Origin of the sequence: Bacteroides sp. AM16-13, from assembly GCF_003602705.1 — a bacterium.
Taxonomy (GTDB): Bacteria; Bacteroidota; Bacteroidia; order Bacteroidales; family Bacteroidaceae; genus Bacteroides; species Bacteroides xylanisolvens.
The window spans coordinates 1-19350 of record NZ_QTLK01000027.1 but is presented as its reverse complement, the minus strand read 5'-3'; the positions used below and the strand labels follow the sequence as shown (position 1 = coordinate 19350).

Below are 19350 nucleotides of genomic sequence, written 5' to 3'. Positions count from 1 at the left end.
CCCGTACAGACTTATATACATAACTAGAATTTGGTAGATACCAATATCTGTATAAACAGTTGGGGCAGGTGTTTTTTATTAGATTTACTTAGACAAATATGTGTTGGCTATGGAGTATCTATCATTACATCCGGCAATAAATAGCAGATGGCAACAGACGAAACAGGATAGTTACATATCTCCATCTTTGGGAAATGAAAGCTACTTTTTTCTTTTTAGAAATAGCCTTTTTAATTTGTTTCACAGCTTTATCAACGGGAGTAACCCAAAACAATCCTTCTCCTTTTGCCATAGCGGTGTCTACAAATCCGGGACGAATATCGGTAGTGTAAATAGAATAAGGAGATTTAGTTGCTTTTTGTCGTAATCCTTCCATATAGTTGATTTGATAGGCTTTCGACGCATTGTAGGCGGGAGCGATGCCACTGCCGCGTGTACCTCCAACAGAGGAAATAGTAACCAGATGCCCGCTTTTTTGCTGTTCGAAATATCGGAAACCCCAGTCTGCGATGTTGGTGAATCCTATCACGTTCGTTAGTAAGGTCGGTTCTTCCAATTGGTAGGAGAGTTCGGGATTTAGTTCTCCGGTCCCAGCACAGATAATCAATATATCCATTCCACCCATCTTTTGAGTGAGAGTTTCGAGGGATGAAATGGTAGCTTGTGTATCGGTGATGTCGCACACTTGATAGAATAGTTTGTCTTTGTCCCGGGCGCATACTTCTTCTAATAGATTTTCCCTGCGACCGGTAATGCCGATAAGATAATCTTCTTGAGAATAGACTTCTGCCAATCCGCGACCGATGCCGGAAGTTGCACCTATAATTATAATTTTTTTCATGAAATACAATATACTTTGTTTGCCCGCAAAAGTAAGGGTAGGGAATAAATAAACTCTTGATTGAAATCAAGAATTTATTTATGTACGACTTTTCTTCGGATACGACTTAATGTTTCGGGACGAATGAGAAGATAGGAAGCCAGTTCTTTTAAAGTTATCAGTTTCAGTAAGTCGGGACAACGGTTGATAATTTCAAGATAGCGTTCTTCCGGTGTCAGGCTGTACATTGAAATCATCCGGTCGTAGACTTCCCACAATAACGTTTCTGCGATGCGGCGTCCTAACTTTTGGTGAGCGTCGTTGGTATCGTAGAAGTCTGCCATTTGCTGATAATTGATTACGTATACCAAACAGTCACATAAGGCTTGTATATCTACATTTGATTTGTCCTGTAACTGAAACGCCGGATAGTTGCCAACAAAAGAATGATCGAAAGTATAGCCTACAATGCTACTCTCGCCTACACTGTTGGTGCAACAGTACCGGAAAGAACCGGAACTGACGAACCCCATTGTTTTGCATACTTCTCCTTGGCGGGAAAAGTAGTCTCCTTTTTTATAATAGGTCTGCTTCCCCTGTTGCAATACAAAATCTACAATAGGGGAGTAGTTGATGTGGGAAGTATATTTGTTGAAATCTTCCACAGCGTATGAAAATTAGCCTTCGTTTATAACCTGAAATCCGGCCTGTTTCAAATCTTCCCAATATCCGGGATATGATTTGGTAACGACTTGCGGATCGGCAATAAGTAAATTGGGATGGCGGATAATTGCCGGTGCAAATGCCATTGCCATCCGATGGTCTTCGTAGGTTTCAATCACCGGAGTTTCTTCCGGTTCACATCGTTCGCCATTCCACATTAATATACTGTCATTTTCTTCCTCGATCACATATCCCAGCTTTTTAAGCTCGGCTCGCAGGGCGGCAATACGGTCAGTCTCTTTTATTTTCAGGCTTTGTAATCCAGTGAAACGGAAAGGGATATTCAGCAAGGCACAGGTAACAACGAATGTTTGTGCCAAATCCGGAATGTCGACAAAGTCTTCTTCCAGTCTTTCCGGCGCTTTGCCTGTTTTTTTCAGTTTCACACCTTGTGATGTAAATTCGGTAGTTATACCTAAGCGTGAGAAAACTTCTGCTCCCCGACTATCTCCCTGATAACTGTTAGGAAACAACCCCAATAATTCAATTTCTGCTTTGGGAGATAAGGCGGCAATCTGATACCAATAGGAAGCTGCGCTCCAGTCACTTTCCACTTTGAAAGGAATGCTCTGATAGAGTTGTGGAGCAACGGAAATGCTATTGGGAGAAGTCCATGCGGCTTTGGCTCCAAAGTCCTGCATCAGTTGCAATGTAAGATTGATATAAGGACGGGAAATTATCTCCCCGCTTAAATGCAAAGTCAAACCGTCTTTGAGTGCCGGACCTATCATCAATAGAGCAGATATATATTGGGAACTTACATTTCCTTTCAAGGTTATTTCATTTCCTTTCAACTCTGCACCTTTGATACATAAGGGAGGATATCCTTCATTGTGGACATACTCTATTTCAGCTCCTAATTCCCGGAGCGCATTGACTAATATCTGTATCGGACGTTGCTGCATACGGGCTGTTCCTGTGATTGTCCGTTCCCCCGGGGTCACACTTAAATAGGCGGTAAGGAAACGCATAGCAGTGCCCGCAGCCATGATGTCAATCGTCTCTTTCCCTTCGGTGAGAGCTTTTATCATCACCTGTGTATCGTCACAATCGGACAGGTTTTCAGGAGGATAAATACCTTTGCCCAGCGCATTGATGATTAATGCACGATTACTGATACTTTTAGAAGCCGGCAACTGGATGGTTGCTGTTACTACTGAAGGAGGGATGAGTTTATAGAGCATCATTTCTATTTTCTTTGGTTTGAGATGACAAAAATAGACATAAATTGGTATATATGCAGTTATAAAGTCAGAAAAACAATAGAAAATTTGGAATGGGGAAATTGCAATCGTATTTGAAGTAGAGGATAAAATCTCAAGAAATTACAATTGTATTTAAAATAAATGCTATATTTGTGATGTATTGCAATCGTATTTAAAAAGAAGTAGAATGAAAATACCTCGCATAATTAAACAAAGAAACACTTATGTTGACCGCATAAGACCTTTCATGAGGAAAACATTGGTAAAAGTGATGGTTGGTCATCGTCGTGTCGGTAAAAGCTTTATTTTGTATCAACTCATGGAGTTGATACGGAAAGAAGAGAGTGATGCGAACATTATCTATATAAATAAGGAAGATGTCAATTTCATAGATATAAAGACTTATAAAGAACTGAATGATTATATTCTTTCAAAATCGGTAGATGATAGAATGAATTATATTTTTGTCGATGAAATACAGGAAATACAAGATTTCAGGTTGGCTATCCGTTCGTTGGCATTGGATGATAATAATGATATATATGTGACAGGCAGTAATTCAGAGATATTTTCCAGTGATTTAGCGAATGAATTGGGAGGTCGGTATGTTGAATTTGTGGTTTATAGTTTGTCGTATATTGAATTTCTGGATTTCCATGAACTGGAGAATACGGATGCGTCATTGGAGAAATACATTCATTATGGAGGATTGCCTTATCTGATACATTTGCCGATGGAAGAACCTGTTGTTATGGAGTATTTGAGGAGCATTTACTCTACCATTATATTAAAAGATGTGATTCAGAGAAAGAATATAAGGAATACGGTCTTTTTGGAACAACTAGTTTCGTTCTTGGCAGGTAACATTGGCAACTTATTTTCCAGCAAGAGTATTAGTGATTTTCTGAAAAGTCAGAAAGTGGATATTTCTCCTTATGTTGTGAGTGAGTATGCGATGGCATTATCGGATGCTTTTATTGTACACAGGGTAGGAAGGTATGATATTGCCGGAAAGAAATTATTCGAAAGAGGGGAGAAGTATTATTTTGAGAATATGGGGATTCGTAATGTGATTACGGGGTACAAGCCACAGGACAGAGCGATGCGTTTGGAGAACTTGGTTTATAATCATTTGGTATATAGTGGATATGATGTAAAAATCGGGACATTGGGTACGGAAGAAATAGATTTTGTCTGTAAACGGAATGGAGAGATTCTCTATGTGCAAGTCTCTCTTGAACTTTCTAAACAGGAAACTATTGAAAGAGAATTCGGGAATTTATTGAAGATTAAAGATAATTATCCGAAAGTGGTAGTGTCCGGAGAAAAAATGTTTGAAAATACTTATGAAGGGATAGAACATATTTATATTAGAGACTTCTTGTCTTCTGTTTTGTTACATTCCATTACTCGTGTCATTTAATCAAAGAACAACTGTTTTTTCTTTTATAAATAAGTATGATGAAAATACCGAATATACGTTTACTCAACCAACAGTTATTAAGTCCTCTTTTCTTTCAACCCAAGGAACTTGTGTCCTGGATGGGAGCTATGCAGGCACAGAATTATTCCATGGTGAAATGGGCAGTAGGAATGCGTTTGAAGTCAGCAACGATTCAAACTGTGGAAAAAGCGCTCCGTGATGGTGAAATCCTGCGGACTCATGTAATGCGTCCGACATGGCATCTCGTAGCAGCAGAAGATATCCGGTGGATGTTGAAACTTTCCGCCGGGCGTATTATATCTGCTAATGAGTCTTATGCGAAGGGGCATGACTTGGAAATTTCTGAAGAGCTCTATACGAAAAGTCATAATCTGTTGGAGAAAATTCTTTGTGGGAAGAAAAGTCTGACGAGGCAGGAGATTGCCGAGCATTTTAACCGTTCGGGGATTGTAGCGGATAATCATCGTATGACCCGCTTTATGGCTCGTGCGGAGCAGGTGGGGATTGTATGTAGTGGGGAAGATAAAGGAAGTAAATGTACGTATGCGCTTTTGGAAGAGCGTGTTCCGCCGATGCCGGAATTGACCAAAGATGAATCTTTGGCTCGTTTGGCTAGAAGCTATTTTCGTAGTCATGCTCCTGCTGTTTTGCAAGATTTTGTCTGGTGGTCGGGGCTGCCTATTACAGATGCACGTCAAGCTATTTATTTGATTGATTCGGAATTAACGGCAGAAGAATGGAATGGACAGACATGGTATATTCATGAAGATTGCCGGACTCGTGGAAAAGTTACCGGCAGTTTGCATCTTCTTCCTTCTTATGATGAATATTTGCTTGGTTATAAAGACCGGACAGACGTTTTGCCTAAAGAGCATTACTCGAAAGCATTTACCAATAATGGTCTGTTTTATCCGATTGTTCTTCATGAAGGACAAGTGATAGGAAACTGGGATAAGTCTGTTAAAAAGAGAGGCTCATTGATAGAACATTCATGGTTCCGGTTGGATGATTGTGTTGATGAAGGTGCGTTGGATCGTGAGAAAGATAAGTATATACGGTTTTGGCGATAATATATGAAAAAACGTATATTTTATCGTTGTATAATTCCATATATGCAGGATATATTTAGGCATGAGTTGAAAATGAGAAGGATTTGCTGTTTTCGAATTTAGAAAAGAAATAAATCGATTGTGTTTTGGAATAATTTGTTTTAGTCTGTGTCTTTTATAGAATAGATGTATAGAACTTGCCTTTATTTTGTCTCAAATTGATATGTGGAGTGTTGGCTGTTTCAGGTGTAGGTTAGCTCTGGGATAGCACTTAAAATAAAGTTTTATATGCTCCTTTTAAAGGAATAAAGTGTTTCTCACCGATCAATGAATCGTTCCTTTAAAAGGAACTGGTTATTCCTTTTAAAGAAACGATTGTCAATAAGTTTATTATAGTGTATCTTTTGACTGTTTTTATGTAAAAAACTCCTCGGGAACTGTATATTCTTGCATTATTTTATACAACAGAACTGCTGGAAGAGGAAATCCGTGTGATGCTATTTATACTCATCATATTAAAAATAGAATATTTAAAGTAAGATATACTACCGCATTTATATTATAATAGAGCTTTCTCTCTATTTAAATAAATAGCATCAAGACTGATTTTTATTTGTTCATTTGCCTTTTTGCCCATTCCAGTCTTCGTTGATCGGCTAATGGAGTCACTTTAAATTCTTCGAATGTAGCAGTGAAACCTTTGCCGTCCGGACAAGCTCCCATTAATCCTACCATGACAGGACAATTATCTTGCAACCAACACGTGCGCATCATAATATATTCTTTATCATCACGTGAGAAAAATATTTCTACTGCATCCAGGCGACGGACTGCTTTTATCCATATCGAACGGGGAGCATCCGGCAATTGTACTACACTCCAGTCGCTAGTCCGATGCGTAACTACAGCACTTACATTCTGTTTGCCATCAACGTATTCCACACCTGCTTTTATCCAGTTTTCATGGTCGATGCGCAGCATTAATCCCATTTGGTCAAAGGTGGTGACATAGTTGCCGGTTATCTTTACTTTGGCTTCAAATTCTCCACCATAAGTTGCATAATAGAAAGGTCCGTCGTCCACTGTGAACCCATAATGAGAAATCCTCCAAAAGTCTGTTTTTGCAGGAACATCCATCACTAAGGTTTTGCCATCTTTTATTTCCCATTGTTGAGGCTCATTCAGCCAGTTCATTTTATTCAAACTTTGTGCCATAGAAGAAGTTGTTACTGCCATAAAGGCTATTGACATCATTTTGATTTTTAAATGTTTCATGATCATTTCTTATTTGATTATCTTTGTGGTGCAAAGATAGGTCATACCTCCGTGTGCAACAATACTGAATAATAACCATTTTATAAGATGGACGTATTACAAAAGGAAATAGATGAAGTTTATGCGACACAACTGATAGCCGATGAAATATTGGACAATGGAGTTGTAGAGCAACATCAACGCTTTATTCATTCATTGACGGAGATTAATGGTGGATGTGCTGTTATTTCAGATCTTTCGAATAGGAAAAGTTACATTGCCGTTCATCCTTGGGCGCATTTTCTAGGCTTAACTCCCGAAGAAGCTGCTTTGAGTGTGATTGATTCTATGGATGAAGATTGTATTTATCGGCGTATTCATCCTGAAGACTTGGTAGAAAAGCGGTTATTGGAGTATCAGTTTTTTCAGAAGACCTTTTCGATGTCTTCCGAAGAACGGTTGAAGTACCGGGGAAGATGCAGAATACGTATGATGAATGAGAAAGGAGTCTATCAGTATATTGATAATTTAGTGCAGATTATGGAAAATACTCCTTCCGGAAGTGTATGGTTGATTTTTTGTCTTTATACCTTGTCTGCAGATCAACGAACGGAGCAGGGGATATGTCCCACTATTACCCATATGGAACGTGGAGAGGTCGAAACGCTCTTTCTTTCGGAAGAACATCGCAATATCCTATCCGAACGCGAAAAGGAAATACTTCGCTGTATACGTAAAGGACTATCTAGTAAAGAAATAGCAGCTGCCCTTTATATTAGTGTGAATACAGTCAATCGACACCGCCAGAATATTTTGGAGAAACTCTCTGTCGGTAATTCGATAGAAGCGTGTCGGGCTGCTGAATTGATGAAACTGTTGGATTTGTAATCCAATAAGATGGCATTGTTTACTGATTTCTTTCTTCAGATTTGAAGCTTATCTGAAGAAAGAATAGAACTTATTTAAAACAAAAGCAGCAACTCATCAAATCTTTTCACCTGTTTCAGATGGTCATGTGTGAATGTGTCTACTACTTCATGTTTCCACATCACTTCAAAAGGAATATGTATGCCATATCCTCCCAGCGATAGAACAGGTTGAATGTCCGATTTCAGAGAATTGCCAATCATGACAAATTCAGAAGGAGCAATCTGTAAGATATTCAACATTCGTTGATATTCTTTCTCTGTTTTATCGGACATCACTTCAATGTGATCGAAATAAGAGGCTAATCCGGAACGTCCCAGCTTATTTTCCTGATCGAGTAAATCTCCTTTAGTGGCAACTACTAATTTGTATTTTCCTTTCTCTTTCAATACTTTAAGTGTTTCTTTTACTCCCGGCAATAGTTCAATAGGCATTTTCAGTAATGATTTGCCTAATTCAATAATATGTTGAATGTCTGTACCTGAAATCTTTTGTCCACTCACATGCAAAGCTGTCTCTATCATAGAAATGGTGAAAGCTTTGGCTCCATATCCGAGATACTTCAGATTATTCATTTCTGTTTGAAATAAAGCGGCTGAAATATCTTCAGAAGTGCCATAAGGCTTTAATAGGTCTGTATATTGTTTCTCTATTTCCTGGAAAAAAGGTTCATTGCTCCACAAGGTATCGTCTGCATCAAAAGCAATGACTTTAATAAGTTCTTTCATCGGTTTTCGTCGTTAATGGTGAATTTTAGATCATCTGTTTGATATTTTTGCCGCAAAGTTACTACAAAAAAGTGAAATGCGGAAAGATATAGTGATAGAATTGAGTTACAAGGGTTTTGGTTGAAGTGGCGATAATCCGTGAAGCCATTACAATCCCTGCCGAAGCCAAATCCTGACGCCGCTACGTTACTTGTTCGTAACCATGCCCGAAAATGCGACAAACGGGTACGAATAGCGAAACAAGGCTCTAAGGAATAGTGAGTTATCCATAACTCATGCGAAAAATCAGGTTACGGAAAAAGATTGCGCCGTTCCTCCCCGTTTTGCGTACCAACACCGGACTCTTCACCAACTAATTTTGAAACCCAAAAATTAAGGACAATGAAGAGTACATTTTCAGTAATCTACTACCTCAAGCGTCAGGTAGTGAAAAAGGACGGGACAGTTCCCGTCATGGGACGCATCACGGTGGACGGCAGCCAGACACAGTTCAGCTGCAAACTGACTGTCGATCCGAAACTGTGGGACACCAAAGGTGGACGTGTCACGGGCAGAAGCACGGCGGCACTCGAAACGAACCGTATGCTTGACAAGATGCGGGTACGCATCAACAGGCATTATCAGGAAATCATGGAGCGTGACAACTTCGTCACGGCGGAGAAGGTGAAGAACGCCTTTCTCGGACTGGAACACCGCTACCACACGCTGATGCAGGTGTTCCGCCAGCACAACGAGGACTACGAGAAGCAGGTGGAGGCAGGCATGAAAGCCAAAGGCACGCTGCTGAAGTACCGCACCGTTTACAAGCACATGCAAGAGTTCCTCGACATCCGCTACCATGTGAAGGACATCGCCCTAAAAGAGCTTACCCCGGCTTTCATCTCCGACTTCGAGATGTTCCTGCGCACGGACAAGCACTGCTGCACCAATACCGTGTGGCTGTACGTCTGCCCGTTACGGACGATGGTATTCATCGCCATCAACAACGAGTGGCTGACGCGCGACCCGTTCCGCGAGTATGAAATCAAGAAGGAGGAAACAACACGCAGTTTCCTGACCAAAGATGAGATCCGCCTGCTGATGGAGGGGAAACTGAAAAACGCCAAACAGGAATTGTACCGCGACCTCTACCTGTTCTGCGCCTTCACGGGGCTGTCGTTCGCGGATATGCGCAACCTTACGGAAGAGAATATCCGCACCTACTTCGACGAACACGAGTGGATAAACATCAACCGCCAGAAAACGGGCGTGGTGTCCAACATCCGCCTGCTCGACATCGCCAACCGCATAATCGGCAAATACCGGGGACTGTGCGGGGACGGCAGGATATTTCCCGTTCCGCATTATAACACGTGCCTTGCCGGTATCCGTGCCGTCGCCAAGCGTTGCGGCATCACCAAGCATATCACGTGGCATCAGAGCCGCCACACGGCAGCCACGACGATATTCCTCTCCAACGGTGTTCCCATCGAAACGGTCAGCTCCATGCTCGGACACAAGAGCATAAAGACGACGCAGATTTACGCAAAGATAACCAAAGAGAAGCTCAATCAGGACATGGAGAACCTTGCCGCAAGATTGAACGGCGTCGAGGAATTTGCAGGTTGCACCATCTAAAAAGAAAAGCCATGAAACGTGACACAATCATCATCGAGGACAAGGCAGTCAGCGTAACCGGTAACGACGTGTGGATGACCGCCACCGAAATAGCCGGATTGTTCCATACGACCGTCCCGGCAGTGAACGCCGCCATCAGAGCCGTCCGCAAGTCGGACGTGCTGAACGACTACGAGGTGTGCCGCTACATGCAGCTTGAAAACGGGCTGCACGCGGACGTGTACGCCCTTGAAATCATCATCCCGGTCGCTTTCAGGGTGAATACCTACAACACCCACCTGTTCCGCACATGGCTGGTGGGAAAGGCACTCTCACAAGAGAAACGGCAGACATACGTGATGTTCATACAGAACGGAAAAGCCGGGTATTGCTGATTGCACATACCCCATAAGACAAGTAAACGGGTAGCACCACAAAAGGTGTCACCCGTTTACTTTTTCATGAAACCGCCTCACTCCAGCGGCTTGCGGTAGTTCGCTTCCAGTACCCCGCGCAGCCCCGTTTCCGGGTAAAGCACCTTCCCTCCCAAAAGTATGAAGGGCAACACGCGGTTGTTGCGGTATTCCTGCAAGGTGCGCCGGCTCACACGGAGCAGTTCCGACACCTCGCCGTCCGTCAGGTAACGTTCCCCGTCCAGCGGAGGACGGTAGCTTTCCAGAAATGCGGACAGCCATTTCGAGCCTTTGCGCATATCCTGCACCACAGAGGCTATCGGCTCGTCTTCCATCGTAAAAACATCGTTGTTCTCGTTCATCATAACTTCGGATTCAGTGGGTGAATAAATCAAATCATCTGCCGTGCGGATAGAGCGTGCCGACAAGCGGTATCAGCCGCTTCACCTCCTCTGGCTTGTAATAGAACCTGCGGTTTATCTGCGAGTAGCCGATAAGCCGCCTGTCACGCAGCGTCTGCAACGTGCGCGGGCTTATTCTCAACTGCCCGCAGACCTCCTCGCCCGTGAGCCATCTTTCCATGCGCCCCGTGTCGCTTTTGCGCCTCAGGGCGGCGACCTTCTCCGAGAGTGCGCCGAATGCCGCCACCATCATCTCGAAAGTCTTTTTCTCGATAGATACTATTTCCATATTCATGTCATTTAGAGTTTGCCGCAAAGGTAACGAAACGGCATACAAGACGTATCGTTTTCCGCTGAAAGGCTGCCTGTTGCGCCGTTTGACCGGGTTACGGAGCCATCTTCCGCAAAAATCTTACGTGAGTCACGTAGTGAGTTGTTAAAGCCCCTTTTGTTTATTGCCGAATTTTGTCGCAGAAACAAAAAGAAAGGACTGAACATGAAAGTGATAACAATGGAAAGTTCCGCCTACAAGGAGATGATGGCGCAGATTGCGAACATCGCAGGGTACATCCGCGAGGCAAGGGACGAGAAGAAACGGAAGCGGGAAACCGAAGACAAGCTGCTTGACACGGCACAGGCGGCGAAGATGCTCAACGTGAGCAAGCGCACCATGCAGCGTATGCGCACCGACCACCGTATCGAGTATGTGGTGGTACGCGGAAGCTGCCGCTACCGCCTTTCCGAGATACTGCGGCTATTGGAGGACAACACAGTAAGGAACGAGGAAGGGACAATAGACACCCTGTTCCACAACCACACGCTGCGCACGGGCGGCAAACCAAAAGGAAGGAGGACATAGGTCATGGAACTGCTCACACGAAACAACTTCGAGGGCTGGATGCAGAAGCTGATGGAACGGCTCGACCGTCAGGACGAACTGCTGCTGGCGATGAAGGCTGAGGGGAAACAGCCCACTATCACGGAAAGCATCCGCCTTTTCGACAATCAGGATTTGTGCATGTTGCTCCAGATAAGCAAACGCACCCTCCAACGCTACCGCAGCGTAGGCGCATTGCCCTACAAGACGCTGGGCAAGAAGACCTATTACAGCGAGGAGGACGTGCTGACATTCCTTTCCAACCATATCAAGGACTTCAAAAAGGAAGATATAGCCTTCTACAAGGCTCGTATCCATAATTTCTTTCATAAATAACCCATTAAAACATTTTTCAGATGGCAAAGAAAAAAGACGAAAAGGACGTGCTGGTAGTCCGTGACGAGAAGACAGGCGAGATCAGCGTGGTAGCCGGGCTGAACGCGGACGGCACACCCAAGCGCACCCCCGCAAAAGCGGAGAACGCGCAGAGTTTCCTGCAATTCGACCGACATGGCGACGTGCTGGACAACTTCTTCAAGAACTTCTTCCGGCAGTGCAAGGAACCCAGCCGCTTCGGTTTCTACCGCATTGCGGCAGACCAAGCTGAAAATCTCTTAGAGGTGATGAAGCAACTGCTGAAAGACCCCGAAGCGAACAAGGAGCTGCTCGCCCCTCACAAGGTGGACACCTCCGACTATGAGAAGAAGGTGCAGGAAGAGATGGCAGCACAACAGACAGAGAAACAAGAACCTCAAAAACAGGAGAACATGGAACAACGGAAAGAACAGCAACAGGACAAATCCGAACAGATGCAGGGCAAACGTGGCTACCAGCCCATCGACGAGAGTAAAATCAACTGGCAGGAGCTGGAGGACAGATGGGGCGTAAAGCGGGACAACCTTGAAAAGTCCGGCGACCTTACGAAGATGCTCAACTATGGCAAGTCCGACTTGGTAAAGGTCAAACCGACCTTCGGCGGCGAATCATTCGAGCTGGACGCCCGCCTCTCCTTCAAGAAGGACGGTGAGGGAAACATCAGCCTCGTGCCGCACTTCATCCGCAAGGAGCAGAAGCTGGATGAGTACAAGGAACACAAATTCTCCGACAATGACCGGAAGAACCTCCGCGAAACGGGCAATCTCGGTAGGGTCGTGGACATTGTGGACAGGGAAACGGGCGAGATCATCCCCTCCTACATCAGCATCGACCGCAAGACGAATGAAATCACGGACATTCCGGCAAGCAGGGTGCGCATCCCGGAGCGCATCGGCAAGACGGAAATCACCACGCAGGAGCGGGACATGCTCCGCGCCGGACTGCCCGTACGCGACAAGCTCATCGAGCGCAACGACGGCAGAAAGTTCGTCACCACCCTGCAAGTGAACGTGGAGCAGCGCGGCGTGGAGTTCGTGCCGGGAACCGGCAAGTCGCCCCGTACCGCACAGACACAGGAAACCAAAGGCGACACATCGAAAAGTCAGGCGCAGGGCGGGGAAAATGCCGCACAGACCAAGAAGGAGCAACGCCGCAACACGTGGACGAACGAGGACGGCAGCATCCGCCCCATCAGCAAATGGAGCGGCGTGAGCTTCACCGACCAGCAGAAAGCCGACTATGTGGCGGGTAAAGCCGTGAAGCTGGAGAACGTGACCGACAAGCAGGGCTTCCATGCCACGATGTATATCAAGTTCAACCCGGAGAAGGGACGCCCGTACCGCTACGACACGAACCCTGACAATGCACAGCAGGTTGCTCCGTCCAACGAGAGCCGCACGCAGGTGGCGGTGAACAACGATGGCAAGACCAACGAGGCTACAAAGAATCTGAGAGAGCCGTTGCAGAAAGGTCAGACCAACCCGAAGGACGCCCGCCAGCAACAGCAGCAGGAGAAGCCGCAGAAGAAAACGGGCAAGGGCATGAAAATGTAATCCCGTGTCCGCCACTGAATCCAAAATAAAATCCAAAGTATCAACAAAAAAGAAGAAGACATGAAGACAATCATTGCAGAAAAGCCCTCCGTGGCACGTGAAATCGCCCGCATCGTGGGCGCGACAAAGAGAGAGGAAGGATATTTCGAGGGAGGCGGTTATGCCGTGACATGGGCATTCGGACACCTCGTTCAGCTTGCCATGCCCGACGGCTACGGCGTGCGCGGATTTGTCCGTGACAACCTCCCGATTATTCCCGACACATTCACGCTCGTCCCCCGTCAGGTCAGGACGGAGAAAGGTTACAAGCCCGACAGCGGCGTGGTGTCGCAGATAAAAGTCATCAAAAGACTGTTCGACACAAGCGAACATATCATCGTGGCGACCGATGCCGGACGCGAGGGAGAGCTTATCTTCCGCTACCTCTACCACTATACGGGTTGCACCACTCCTTTCGTGCGCCTGTGGATCAGCTCTCTCACCGACAAAGCTATCCGCGAGGGACTGCGGAAACTCGAAGACGGCAGCAAATACGACAACCTCTACCTCGCCGCCAAAGCGCGGAGCGAATCCGACTGGCTCGTGGGCATCAACGGCACACAGGCGTTATCCATCGCCGCCGGACACGGCACGTATTCCGTGGGGCGGGTGCAGACACCAACGTTGGCTATGGTATGTGAACGCTACTGGGAGAACCGCCGCTTTACGTCCGAAGCATTCTGGCAGCTCCATATCGCAACGGACGGTTGCGACGGCGAAGTCGTGAAATTCTCATCCTCCGAGAAATGGAAAGAGAAAGAACCGGCGATGGAACTATATAATAAGGTAAAGGCGGCAGGTTGCGCCACTGTCACGAAAGCCGAGCGCAAGGAGAAGACGGAGGAAACTCCCTTGCTCTACGACCTGACCACGCTCCAGAAAGAAGCCAACGCCAAGCACGGCTTCACGGCGGAACAGACGCTTGAAATCGCGCAGAAACTCTACGAAAAGAAGTTGATAACCTATCCGAGAACGGGAAGCCGCTACATCCCCGAAGACGTGTTTGCCGAAATTCCCAAACTGCTCGCTTTCATCGGCACACAGCCCGAATGGAAAGACAAGGTGCGGGCAAAAGCCGCCCCGACACGCCGCAGCGTGGACGACGGCAAGGTGACAGACCACCATGCCCTGCTCGTCACGGGTGAGAAACCGCTCTTCCTCTCCAAAGAGGACAATACCATCTATCAGATGATTGCCGGGCGCATGGTCGAGGCATTCTCTGAGAAATGCGTCAAGGATGTGACCACTGTCACGGCGGAATGTGCCGGAGTGGAGTTTACCGTAAAAGGCAGCGTCGTGAAGCAAACCGGATGGCGTGCCGTCTATGGCGAGGAAAAAGAGGAAATTACCATCCCCGGCTGGCAGGAAGGCGACACGCTGACACCGAAAGGCTCGTCCATTACCGAAGGAAAGACCAAACCCAAGCCGCTGCATACCGAAGCCACCCTGCTCTCGGCAATGGAAACGGCGGGCAAGGAAATTGAGGACGACGCACTGCGGCAGGCGATGAAGGACTGTGGCATCGGTACTCCCGCCACACGCGCCTCCATCATCGAAACGCTTTTCAAGCGCGGTTACATGGAACGCTGCAAGAAGTCGCTTGTTCCCACCGAAAAAGGACTTGCCCTCAATTCCGTCGTCAAGACGATGCGCATCGCCGATGTTGCCATGACGGGCGAATGGGAAAAGGAGCTGGCGCGTATCGAGCGCGGGGAACTGTCCGACGACACCTTCCGCAAGGAGATAGAGGCGTACACACGTGAGATAACCTCCGAACTGATCTCGTGCGACAAGCTCTTCGGCAGCCGTGACTCCGGCTGCGCGTGTCCCAAGTGTGGCACGGGCAGGATGCGGTTCTACGGCAAGGTGGTACGCTGCGACAACACGGAGTGCGGACTGCCCGTGTTCCGGCTGAAAGCGGGACGCACCCTGTCCGACGATGAAATCAAAGACCTGCTCACCGAAGGGCATACCAAGCTGCTCAAAGGGTTCAAGAGCAAACAGGGCAAGAGTTTCGATGCTGTTGTCGCCTTTGACGGGGAATATAACACGACTTTTGTGTTCCCGGAGGCTAAAAAGGACAAGAAATTTTCAGGACGGAAGAAATAGTATTAACTTTGCCACTTGTTCAGAGTAATGAATTGTTCTTCGATACCGGATTACACTCATACTTTGGATTTAGTGGTGGCACTCGGAGGGATACCGAGTGCCTTTTTCTTCCTTTTTCCAACCGATTATCCCGTTAATTATCAATCCGCTAAATCCAAAGTAATGAACAACAAGAAGAAAAACGAGGGTCAGACCGACTTTTCCTATTACGGTCTGTACCTGCTGGACTATCTCCGCACGAACAAGTTTGAACAGGCTGACGACACCGCTTTCATACGGGAACGGGCCGACCGTGCCGCCGAAACGTATGAGAGGGCACGGCTTGAAGGCTATCCCGCCGATGGTGCGCAGGAACTGGCGATGGACACGCTGCTGCGCGGGCTGCATTATTCCCGTTACGCCATCCTCCGCGAAGTCGTGGAAAACGAGTTTGCCGATGAAGTGCCGGAAGAGAAGCGTGAAGCCTTTGTCCTGAAACTGCTGCCGCTTGTCGGCAACGTGTTCTCCGTCTATGACCTCTCGGATGACAATTTCGCCCTGTCTTCCGATTACGACCTGCTCTACACGGAGCTGACGGGAGCAACCGTCCTTTACTTAGACGAATATGGCGTTTAACCGCAAACAGAAACTGCGGGACAACATCGAGGCGATACGGACGGCATTCATCCTTGACAGGGAAAATAGGACAGCGACAACCGAAGAGCGTGCCATACTTCAAAGGTACTGCGGTTTCGGCGGTCTGAAATGTATCCTCAACCCTGCAAAGGAACTGACGGATGCCGTCCGGTGGGCGAAATCCGACCTCGAACTGTTCGCCCCGACGGTGGAGCTGCACAGGCTTATCCGTGAGAACAGCAAGGACGAAACAGAGTACAAGCGGTTTGTGGATTCGCTGAAAGCGTCCGTGCTGACCGCTTTCTACACCCCCAAAGAGATAACCGACACCATCGCGGACGTGCTGGCAGATTACAGCGTCCGCCCCGCCCGTATGCTCGAACCGTCGGCAGGTGTCGGCGTGTTCGTGGATTCCATGCTGCGGCACAGCCCCAATGCGGATGTGATGGCTTTCGAGAAGGATCTGCTCACGGGTACAATCTTGAGGCATCTCTATCCCGACCAGAAAATGCGCACCTGCGGTTTTGAGAAAATCGAAAGACCGTTCAACAATTATTTCGACTTGGCGGTGTCCAACATTCCGTTCGGTGACATTGCCGTGTTCGACGCGGAGTTTCAGCGGAGCGACTCTTTCGGCAGACGCTCCGCCCAGAAAACCATCCACAACTATTTCTTTCTCAAAGGACTGGATGCCGTGCGTGACGGCGGTATCGTGGCGTTCATCACCTCGCAAGGGGTATTGAATAGCACCAAGACCTCCGTGCGTAACGAGCTGTTCAGTCAGGCCAATCTGGTATCCGCGATACGCCTGCCCAACAACCTGTTCACGGACAACGCGGGCACGGAGGTGGGCAGTGACCTGATTGTCCTGCAAAAGAACCTCAGCAAGAAGGAAATGTCGCAGGACGAGCGGCTGATGACCGTGATACAGACGGACACGAAAACCGCCCTGACCGACAACGCCTATTTCATCCACCACCCGGAACGCATCGTGCATACGATGGCGAAACTTGACACAGACCCCTACGGGAAGCCCGCTATGGTTTATCTGCACGAGGGCAAGGCAGCAGGCATCGCCGGGGATTTGCGCCGTATGCTCGACGAGGATTTCCATTACAGGCTTGCCATGCGCTTGTATTCGGGTTCAATCCGGCAGGCAGGAACGGAAGAAAAAGTTGCCGTTCAAAATAAAGTAGAGCGTCCTGCCATAAAATTGGAAACAGTATCCTCGGCGCAGACGGTGGAAACTCCGACAGAAAAGCCGCAACCCGCAGATGAAAAGCCGGAGATAGAACCGCGCCCGCAATATTCCGCAGGCGTGCAGCTCACCCTGCTTGACCTCTGGGGGATGACGGAAGAGGTCAGCCAACCGAAAACCTCCAAAAAGAAAAAGACGGTGAAAAAGGCAGTTACGGCAAAGTCCACTCCGCCCAAACCGAAAGTCACGGTTACACCGACAGCTCCAACTGCAAAACCCGCAATGGAGAATAAGGAGGTGAAAGCGGAGAACACCGCCAAGCCTGCCGACCCGGACGACATCTATGCCACACTGGACTGGGATACCAATCCTCCCATCAACGGTTTCTATGAAATGATGATGGGTTTGACGCCGGAGCGTAGGAAAGAACTTCGGGAACTGGCAAGGCAGCATAACGAGAAACAAGTGGCGGAAAAGACGGAAGTGAAAGCCGTGCCGGAAACTTCCCGTGAGCAGCCACGACAGGAGGAAACACAGCCGGAGGCAGTCGCCGCACCTGCCGTTACAGATACCCCATCGGAAGCGGTGGGGACTTTCCTTTTCCCCGACATCGAAGCGGAAAAGCCGAAGGAGGAAGTCGTGGACCTTTCTCCGCGTGCCTACCACCGCACGCCGGAGATGCACCTGCGCGAAGGGTCGCTGGTGGCTGACCGGGGGCGTCATAACATCGGCTACCTGAAAGACATCACGCCATACGGGGCGACATTCCAGCCGCTCGACCTGAAAGGATACCAGAAGGAAAAGGCGTTGTTGTATGTGTCGCTGCGTGACGCCTACGAGCGTCTGTACCGTTATGAATCGCTCCGGCGCGAGGCAAATGTTCCGTGGCGAGAGCATCTGAATACCTGTTACGATGAGTTTGTCATGCGCTACGGCAACCTCAACGCCAAGCAGAACGTGAAGTTAGTGATGATGGATGCGGGCGGGCGCGACATCCTTTCGCTGGAACGGATGGAAAACGGAAAGTTCGTCAAGGCGGACATCTTCGAGCATCCTGTTTCCTTCGCGGTGGAGAGCCATGCCAACGTAGGCTCTCCCGAAGAAGCCCTGTCTGCGTCGCTCAACAAATATGGTACGGTCAATCTCGACTATATGCGGGAGATAACCGACAGCACGGCGGAGGATTTGCTCACTGCCCTGCAAGGGCGCATCTACTACAATCCGCTCGTGACCGGTTACGAAATCAAAGACCGTTTCATCGCCGGAAATGTCATAGAGAAAGCGGAACGCATAGAGGCATGGATGGGTGACAATCCCGAAAATGAGCGTATGCCGGAGGTGAAGCAGGCGTTGGAGGCTCTGAAAGATGCCGAGCCGCAGCGCATCGCCTTCGAGGATCTGGACTTCAATTTCGGGGAACGCTGGATTCCGACGGGTGTCTATGCCGCCTACATGAGCCGGCTGTTCGACACGGAGGTGAAAATCGCCTATTCCGCAAGCATGGACGAGTTTTCGGTGGTGTGCGGCTACCGCACCATGAAAATCACGGACGAGTTTCTGGTGAAGGGGTATTACCGGAACTATGACGGTATGCACCTCCTAAAACACGCCCTGCACAACACCTGCCCTGACATGATGAAGTCCATCGGCAAGGACGAGCATGGCAACGACATCAAGATGCGCGACAGCGAGGGAATACAACTCGCCAACGCCAAGATTGACGAGATACGAAACGGCTTCTCCGAATGGCTCGAAGAGCAGTCGCCGCAGTTCAAGGAGCGGCTTGTGACGATGTATAACCGCAAGTTCAACTGTTTCGTGCGCCCGCGCTACGACGGCTCCCATCAGACCTTTCCCGACCTCAACCTGAAAGGGCTGGCAAGCCGGGGTATCAAGAGCGTCTATCCCTCACAGATGGATTGCGTCTGGATGTTGAAACAGAACGGCGGCGGAATTTGCGACCACGAGGTGCTGCGCCCATAAGGGGCATATAGTAAATGTAGCATTAGCAAGCTACCAGGCAA

General features: G+C 47.8%; 17 protein-coding genes and 1 pseudogene. 11 read left to right on the top strand and 7 right to left on the bottom strand.

Annotated elements, in window-relative coordinates:
• Window positions 1-124: 124 nt before the first annotated feature.
• The 3 genes from DW173_RS19000 to aroA form a co-directional block, all read right to left on the bottom strand.
• Window positions 125-841 (bottom strand): SDR family NAD(P)-dependent oxidoreductase, encoded by a 717-nt coding sequence (locus tag DW173_RS19000; RefSeq protein ID WP_004299285.1) that lies wholly within the window; start codon window positions 839-841, stop codon window positions 125-127.
• Between the two features lie 74 nt (window positions 842-915).
• Window positions 916-1485: a Crp/Fnr family transcriptional regulator gene (locus DW173_RS18995; protein ID WP_120145001.1), complete on the bottom strand. Its 570-nt coding sequence runs from the start codon at window positions 1483-1485 to the stop codon at window positions 916-918.
• A 12-nt stretch (window positions 1486-1497) separates the two neighbouring features.
• The gene (gene aroA, locus DW173_RS18990; RefSeq protein WP_369904760.1) at window positions 1498-2727 is read right to left on the bottom strand and encodes a 3-phosphoshikimate 1-carboxyvinyltransferase; all 1230 of its coding nucleotides are present in this window, start codon (window positions 2725-2727) and stop codon (window positions 1498-1500) included.
• Window positions 2728-2935: 208 nt separating this feature from the next.
• On the opposite strand from aroA, the gene DW173_RS18985 reads away from it, so the two are divergent.
• Together DW173_RS18985 and DW173_RS18980 are read left to right on the top strand one after the other, a co-directional pair.
• Complete coding sequence (locus tag DW173_RS18985) at window positions 2936-4171, top strand: ATP-binding protein (protein WP_004299291.1); 1236 nt, start codon at window positions 2936-2938, stop codon at window positions 4169-4171.
• A 38-nt stretch (window positions 4172-4209) separates the two neighbouring features.
• Window positions 4210-5262 (top strand): winged helix DNA-binding domain-containing protein, encoded by a 1053-nt coding sequence (locus DW173_RS18980; protein ID WP_004307951.1) that lies wholly within the window; start codon window positions 4210-4212, stop codon window positions 5260-5262.
• Window positions 5263-5850: 588 nt separating this feature from the next.
• Here the strand turns inward: DW173_RS18980 and DW173_RS18975 are convergent.
• On the bottom strand, window positions 5851-6522 hold the full coding sequence (locus tag DW173_RS18975) for a DUF1349 domain-containing protein (protein ID WP_225472708.1): 672 nt from the start codon (window positions 6520-6522) through the stop codon (window positions 5851-5853).
• A gap of 81 nt (window positions 6523-6603) precedes the next feature.
• Between DW173_RS18975 and DW173_RS18970 the strand changes: the two genes are divergently transcribed.
• On the top strand, window positions 6604-7383 hold the full coding sequence (locus DW173_RS18970) for a response regulator transcription factor (RefSeq protein WP_004299300.1): 780 nt from the start codon (window positions 6604-6606) through the stop codon (window positions 7381-7383).
• A gap of 74 nt (window positions 7384-7457) precedes the next feature.
• Here DW173_RS18970 and DW173_RS18965 read toward each other — a convergent pair whose 3' ends face one another.
• Window positions 7458-8150, bottom strand: coding sequence for an HAD family hydrolase (locus DW173_RS18965; protein ID WP_049703605.1), 693 nt, complete (start codon window positions 8148-8150; stop codon window positions 7458-7460).
• A gap of 381 nt (window positions 8151-8531) precedes the next feature.
• Here DW173_RS18965 and DW173_RS18955 point away from each other — a divergent pair, with 381 nt between their 5' ends.
• Together DW173_RS18955 and DW173_RS18950 are read left to right on the top strand one after the other, a co-directional pair.
• Window positions 8532-9767 carry a site-specific integrase gene (locus DW173_RS18955; protein WP_004291422.1) on the top strand — a complete coding sequence of 412 codons (1236 nt, stop codon included), beginning with the start codon at window positions 8532-8534 and terminating at the stop codon, window positions 9765-9767.
• 11 nt (window positions 9768-9778) lie between these two features.
• The gene (locus DW173_RS18950) at window positions 9779-10141 is read left to right on the top strand and encodes a hypothetical protein (protein WP_004291423.1); all 363 of its coding nucleotides are present in this window, start codon (window positions 9779-9781) and stop codon (window positions 10139-10141) included.
• A 77-nt stretch (window positions 10142-10218) separates the two neighbouring features.
• Here the strand turns inward: DW173_RS18950 and DW173_RS18945 are convergent, their stop codons facing one another.
• Together DW173_RS18945 and DW173_RS18940 are read right to left on the bottom strand one after the other, a co-directional pair.
• Window positions 10219-10524: a helix-turn-helix domain-containing protein gene (locus DW173_RS18945; protein WP_004291424.1), complete on the bottom strand. Its 306-nt coding sequence runs from the start codon at window positions 10522-10524 to the stop codon at window positions 10219-10221.
• A 31-nt stretch (window positions 10525-10555) separates the two neighbouring features.
• A complete protein-coding gene (locus tag DW173_RS18940; protein WP_004291426.1) occupies window positions 10556-10855 on the bottom strand; it encodes a helix-turn-helix domain-containing protein in 300 nt (99 codons plus the stop codon).
• 201 nt (window positions 10856-11056) lie between these two features.
• Between DW173_RS18940 and DW173_RS18930 the strand changes: the two genes are divergently transcribed.
• The 6 genes and pseudogenes from DW173_RS18930 to DW173_RS18905 all read left to right on the top strand — a co-directional run.
• Complete coding sequence (locus DW173_RS18930) at window positions 11057-11419, top strand: helix-turn-helix domain-containing protein (protein ID WP_004304264.1); 363 nt, start codon at window positions 11057-11059, stop codon at window positions 11417-11419.
• A 3-nt stretch (window positions 11420-11422) separates the two neighbouring features.
• Window positions 11423-11773: a helix-turn-helix domain-containing protein gene (locus DW173_RS18925; protein ID WP_004291454.1), complete on the top strand. Its 351-nt coding sequence runs from the start codon at window positions 11423-11425 to the stop codon at window positions 11771-11773.
• A gap of 20 nt (window positions 11774-11793) precedes the next feature.
• Complete coding sequence (locus tag DW173_RS18920; RefSeq protein ID WP_004291455.1) at window positions 11794-13365, top strand: DUF3945 domain-containing protein; 1572 nt, start codon at window positions 11794-11796, stop codon at window positions 13363-13365.
• Between the two features lie 60 nt (window positions 13366-13425).
• Window positions 13426-15513: a type IA DNA topoisomerase gene (topB, locus tag DW173_RS18915; protein WP_004291456.1), complete on the top strand. Its 2088-nt coding sequence runs from the start codon at window positions 13426-13428 to the stop codon at window positions 15511-15513.
• A 162-nt stretch (window positions 15514-15675) separates the two neighbouring features.
• Window positions 15676-16128 carry a DUF1896 domain-containing protein gene (locus tag DW173_RS18910; protein ID WP_004304266.1) on the top strand — a complete coding sequence of 151 codons (453 nt, stop codon included), beginning with the start codon at window positions 15676-15678 and terminating at the stop codon, window positions 16126-16128.
• Window positions 16118-19297: pseudogene (locus DW173_RS18905) on the top strand (N-6 DNA methylase); the annotation flags it as partial. The gene DW173_RS18910 and the pseudogene DW173_RS18905, both read left to right, overlap by 11 nt.
• Window positions 19298-19350: the final 53 nt, after the last annotated feature.

Bases quoted from the DNA above. Each gene is read 5' to 3' on its own strand.
- DW173_RS18980 (WP_004307951.1), top strand. From the start codon at position 4,210: ATGAAAATACCGAATATACGTTTACTCAACCAACAGTTATTAAGTCCT.
- DW173_RS18925 (WP_004291454.1), top strand. From the start codon at position 11,423: ATGGAACTGCTCACACGAAACAACTTCGAGGGCTGGATGCAGAAGCTG.
- DW173_RS18955 (WP_004291422.1), top strand. From the start codon at position 8,532: ATGAAGAGTACATTTTCAGTAATCTACTACCTCAAGCGTCAGGTAGTG.
- DW173_RS18920 (WP_004291455.1), top strand. From the start codon at position 11,794: ATGGCAAAGAAAAAAGACGAAAAGGACGTGCTGGTAGTCCGTGACGAG.
- DW173_RS18950 (WP_004291423.1), top strand. From the start codon at position 9,779: ATGAAACGTGACACAATCATCATCGAGGACAAGGCAGTCAGCGTAACC.
- DW173_RS19000 (WP_004299285.1), bottom strand. From the start codon at position 841: ATGAAAAAAATTATAATTATAGGTGCAACTTCCGGCATCGGTCGCGGA.
- DW173_RS18940 (WP_004291426.1), bottom strand. From the start codon at position 10,855: ATGAATATGGAAATAGTATCTATCGAGAAAAAGACTTTCGAGATGATG.
- DW173_RS18985 (WP_004299291.1), top strand. From the start codon at position 2,936: ATGAAAATACCTCGCATAATTAAACAAAGAAACACTTATGTTGACCGC.
- DW173_RS18965 (WP_049703605.1), bottom strand. From the start codon at position 8,150: ATGAAAGAACTTATTAAAGTCATTGCTTTTGATGCAGACGATACCTTG.
- DW173_RS18930 (WP_004304264.1), top strand. From the start codon at position 11,057: ATGAAAGTGATAACAATGGAAAGTTCCGCCTACAAGGAGATGATGGCG.
- DW173_RS18970 (WP_004299300.1), top strand. From the start codon at position 6,604: ATGGACGTATTACAAAAGGAAATAGATGAAGTTTATGCGACACAACTG.
- DW173_RS18975 (WP_225472708.1), bottom strand. From the start codon at position 6,522: ATGATCATGAAACATTTAAAAATCAAAATGATGTCAATAGCCTTTATG.
- DW173_RS18945 (WP_004291424.1), bottom strand. From the start codon at position 10,524: ATGATGAACGAGAACAACGATGTTTTTACGATGGAAGACGAGCCGATA.
- aroA (WP_369904760.1), bottom strand. From the start codon at position 2,727: ATGCTCTATAAACTCATCCCTCCTTCAGTAGTAACAGCAACCATCCAG.
- topB (WP_004291456.1), top strand. From the start codon at position 13,426: ATGAAGACAATCATTGCAGAAAAGCCCTCCGTGGCACGTGAAATCGCC.
- DW173_RS18910 (WP_004304266.1), top strand. From the start codon at position 15,676: ATGAACAACAAGAAGAAAAACGAGGGTCAGACCGACTTTTCCTATTAC.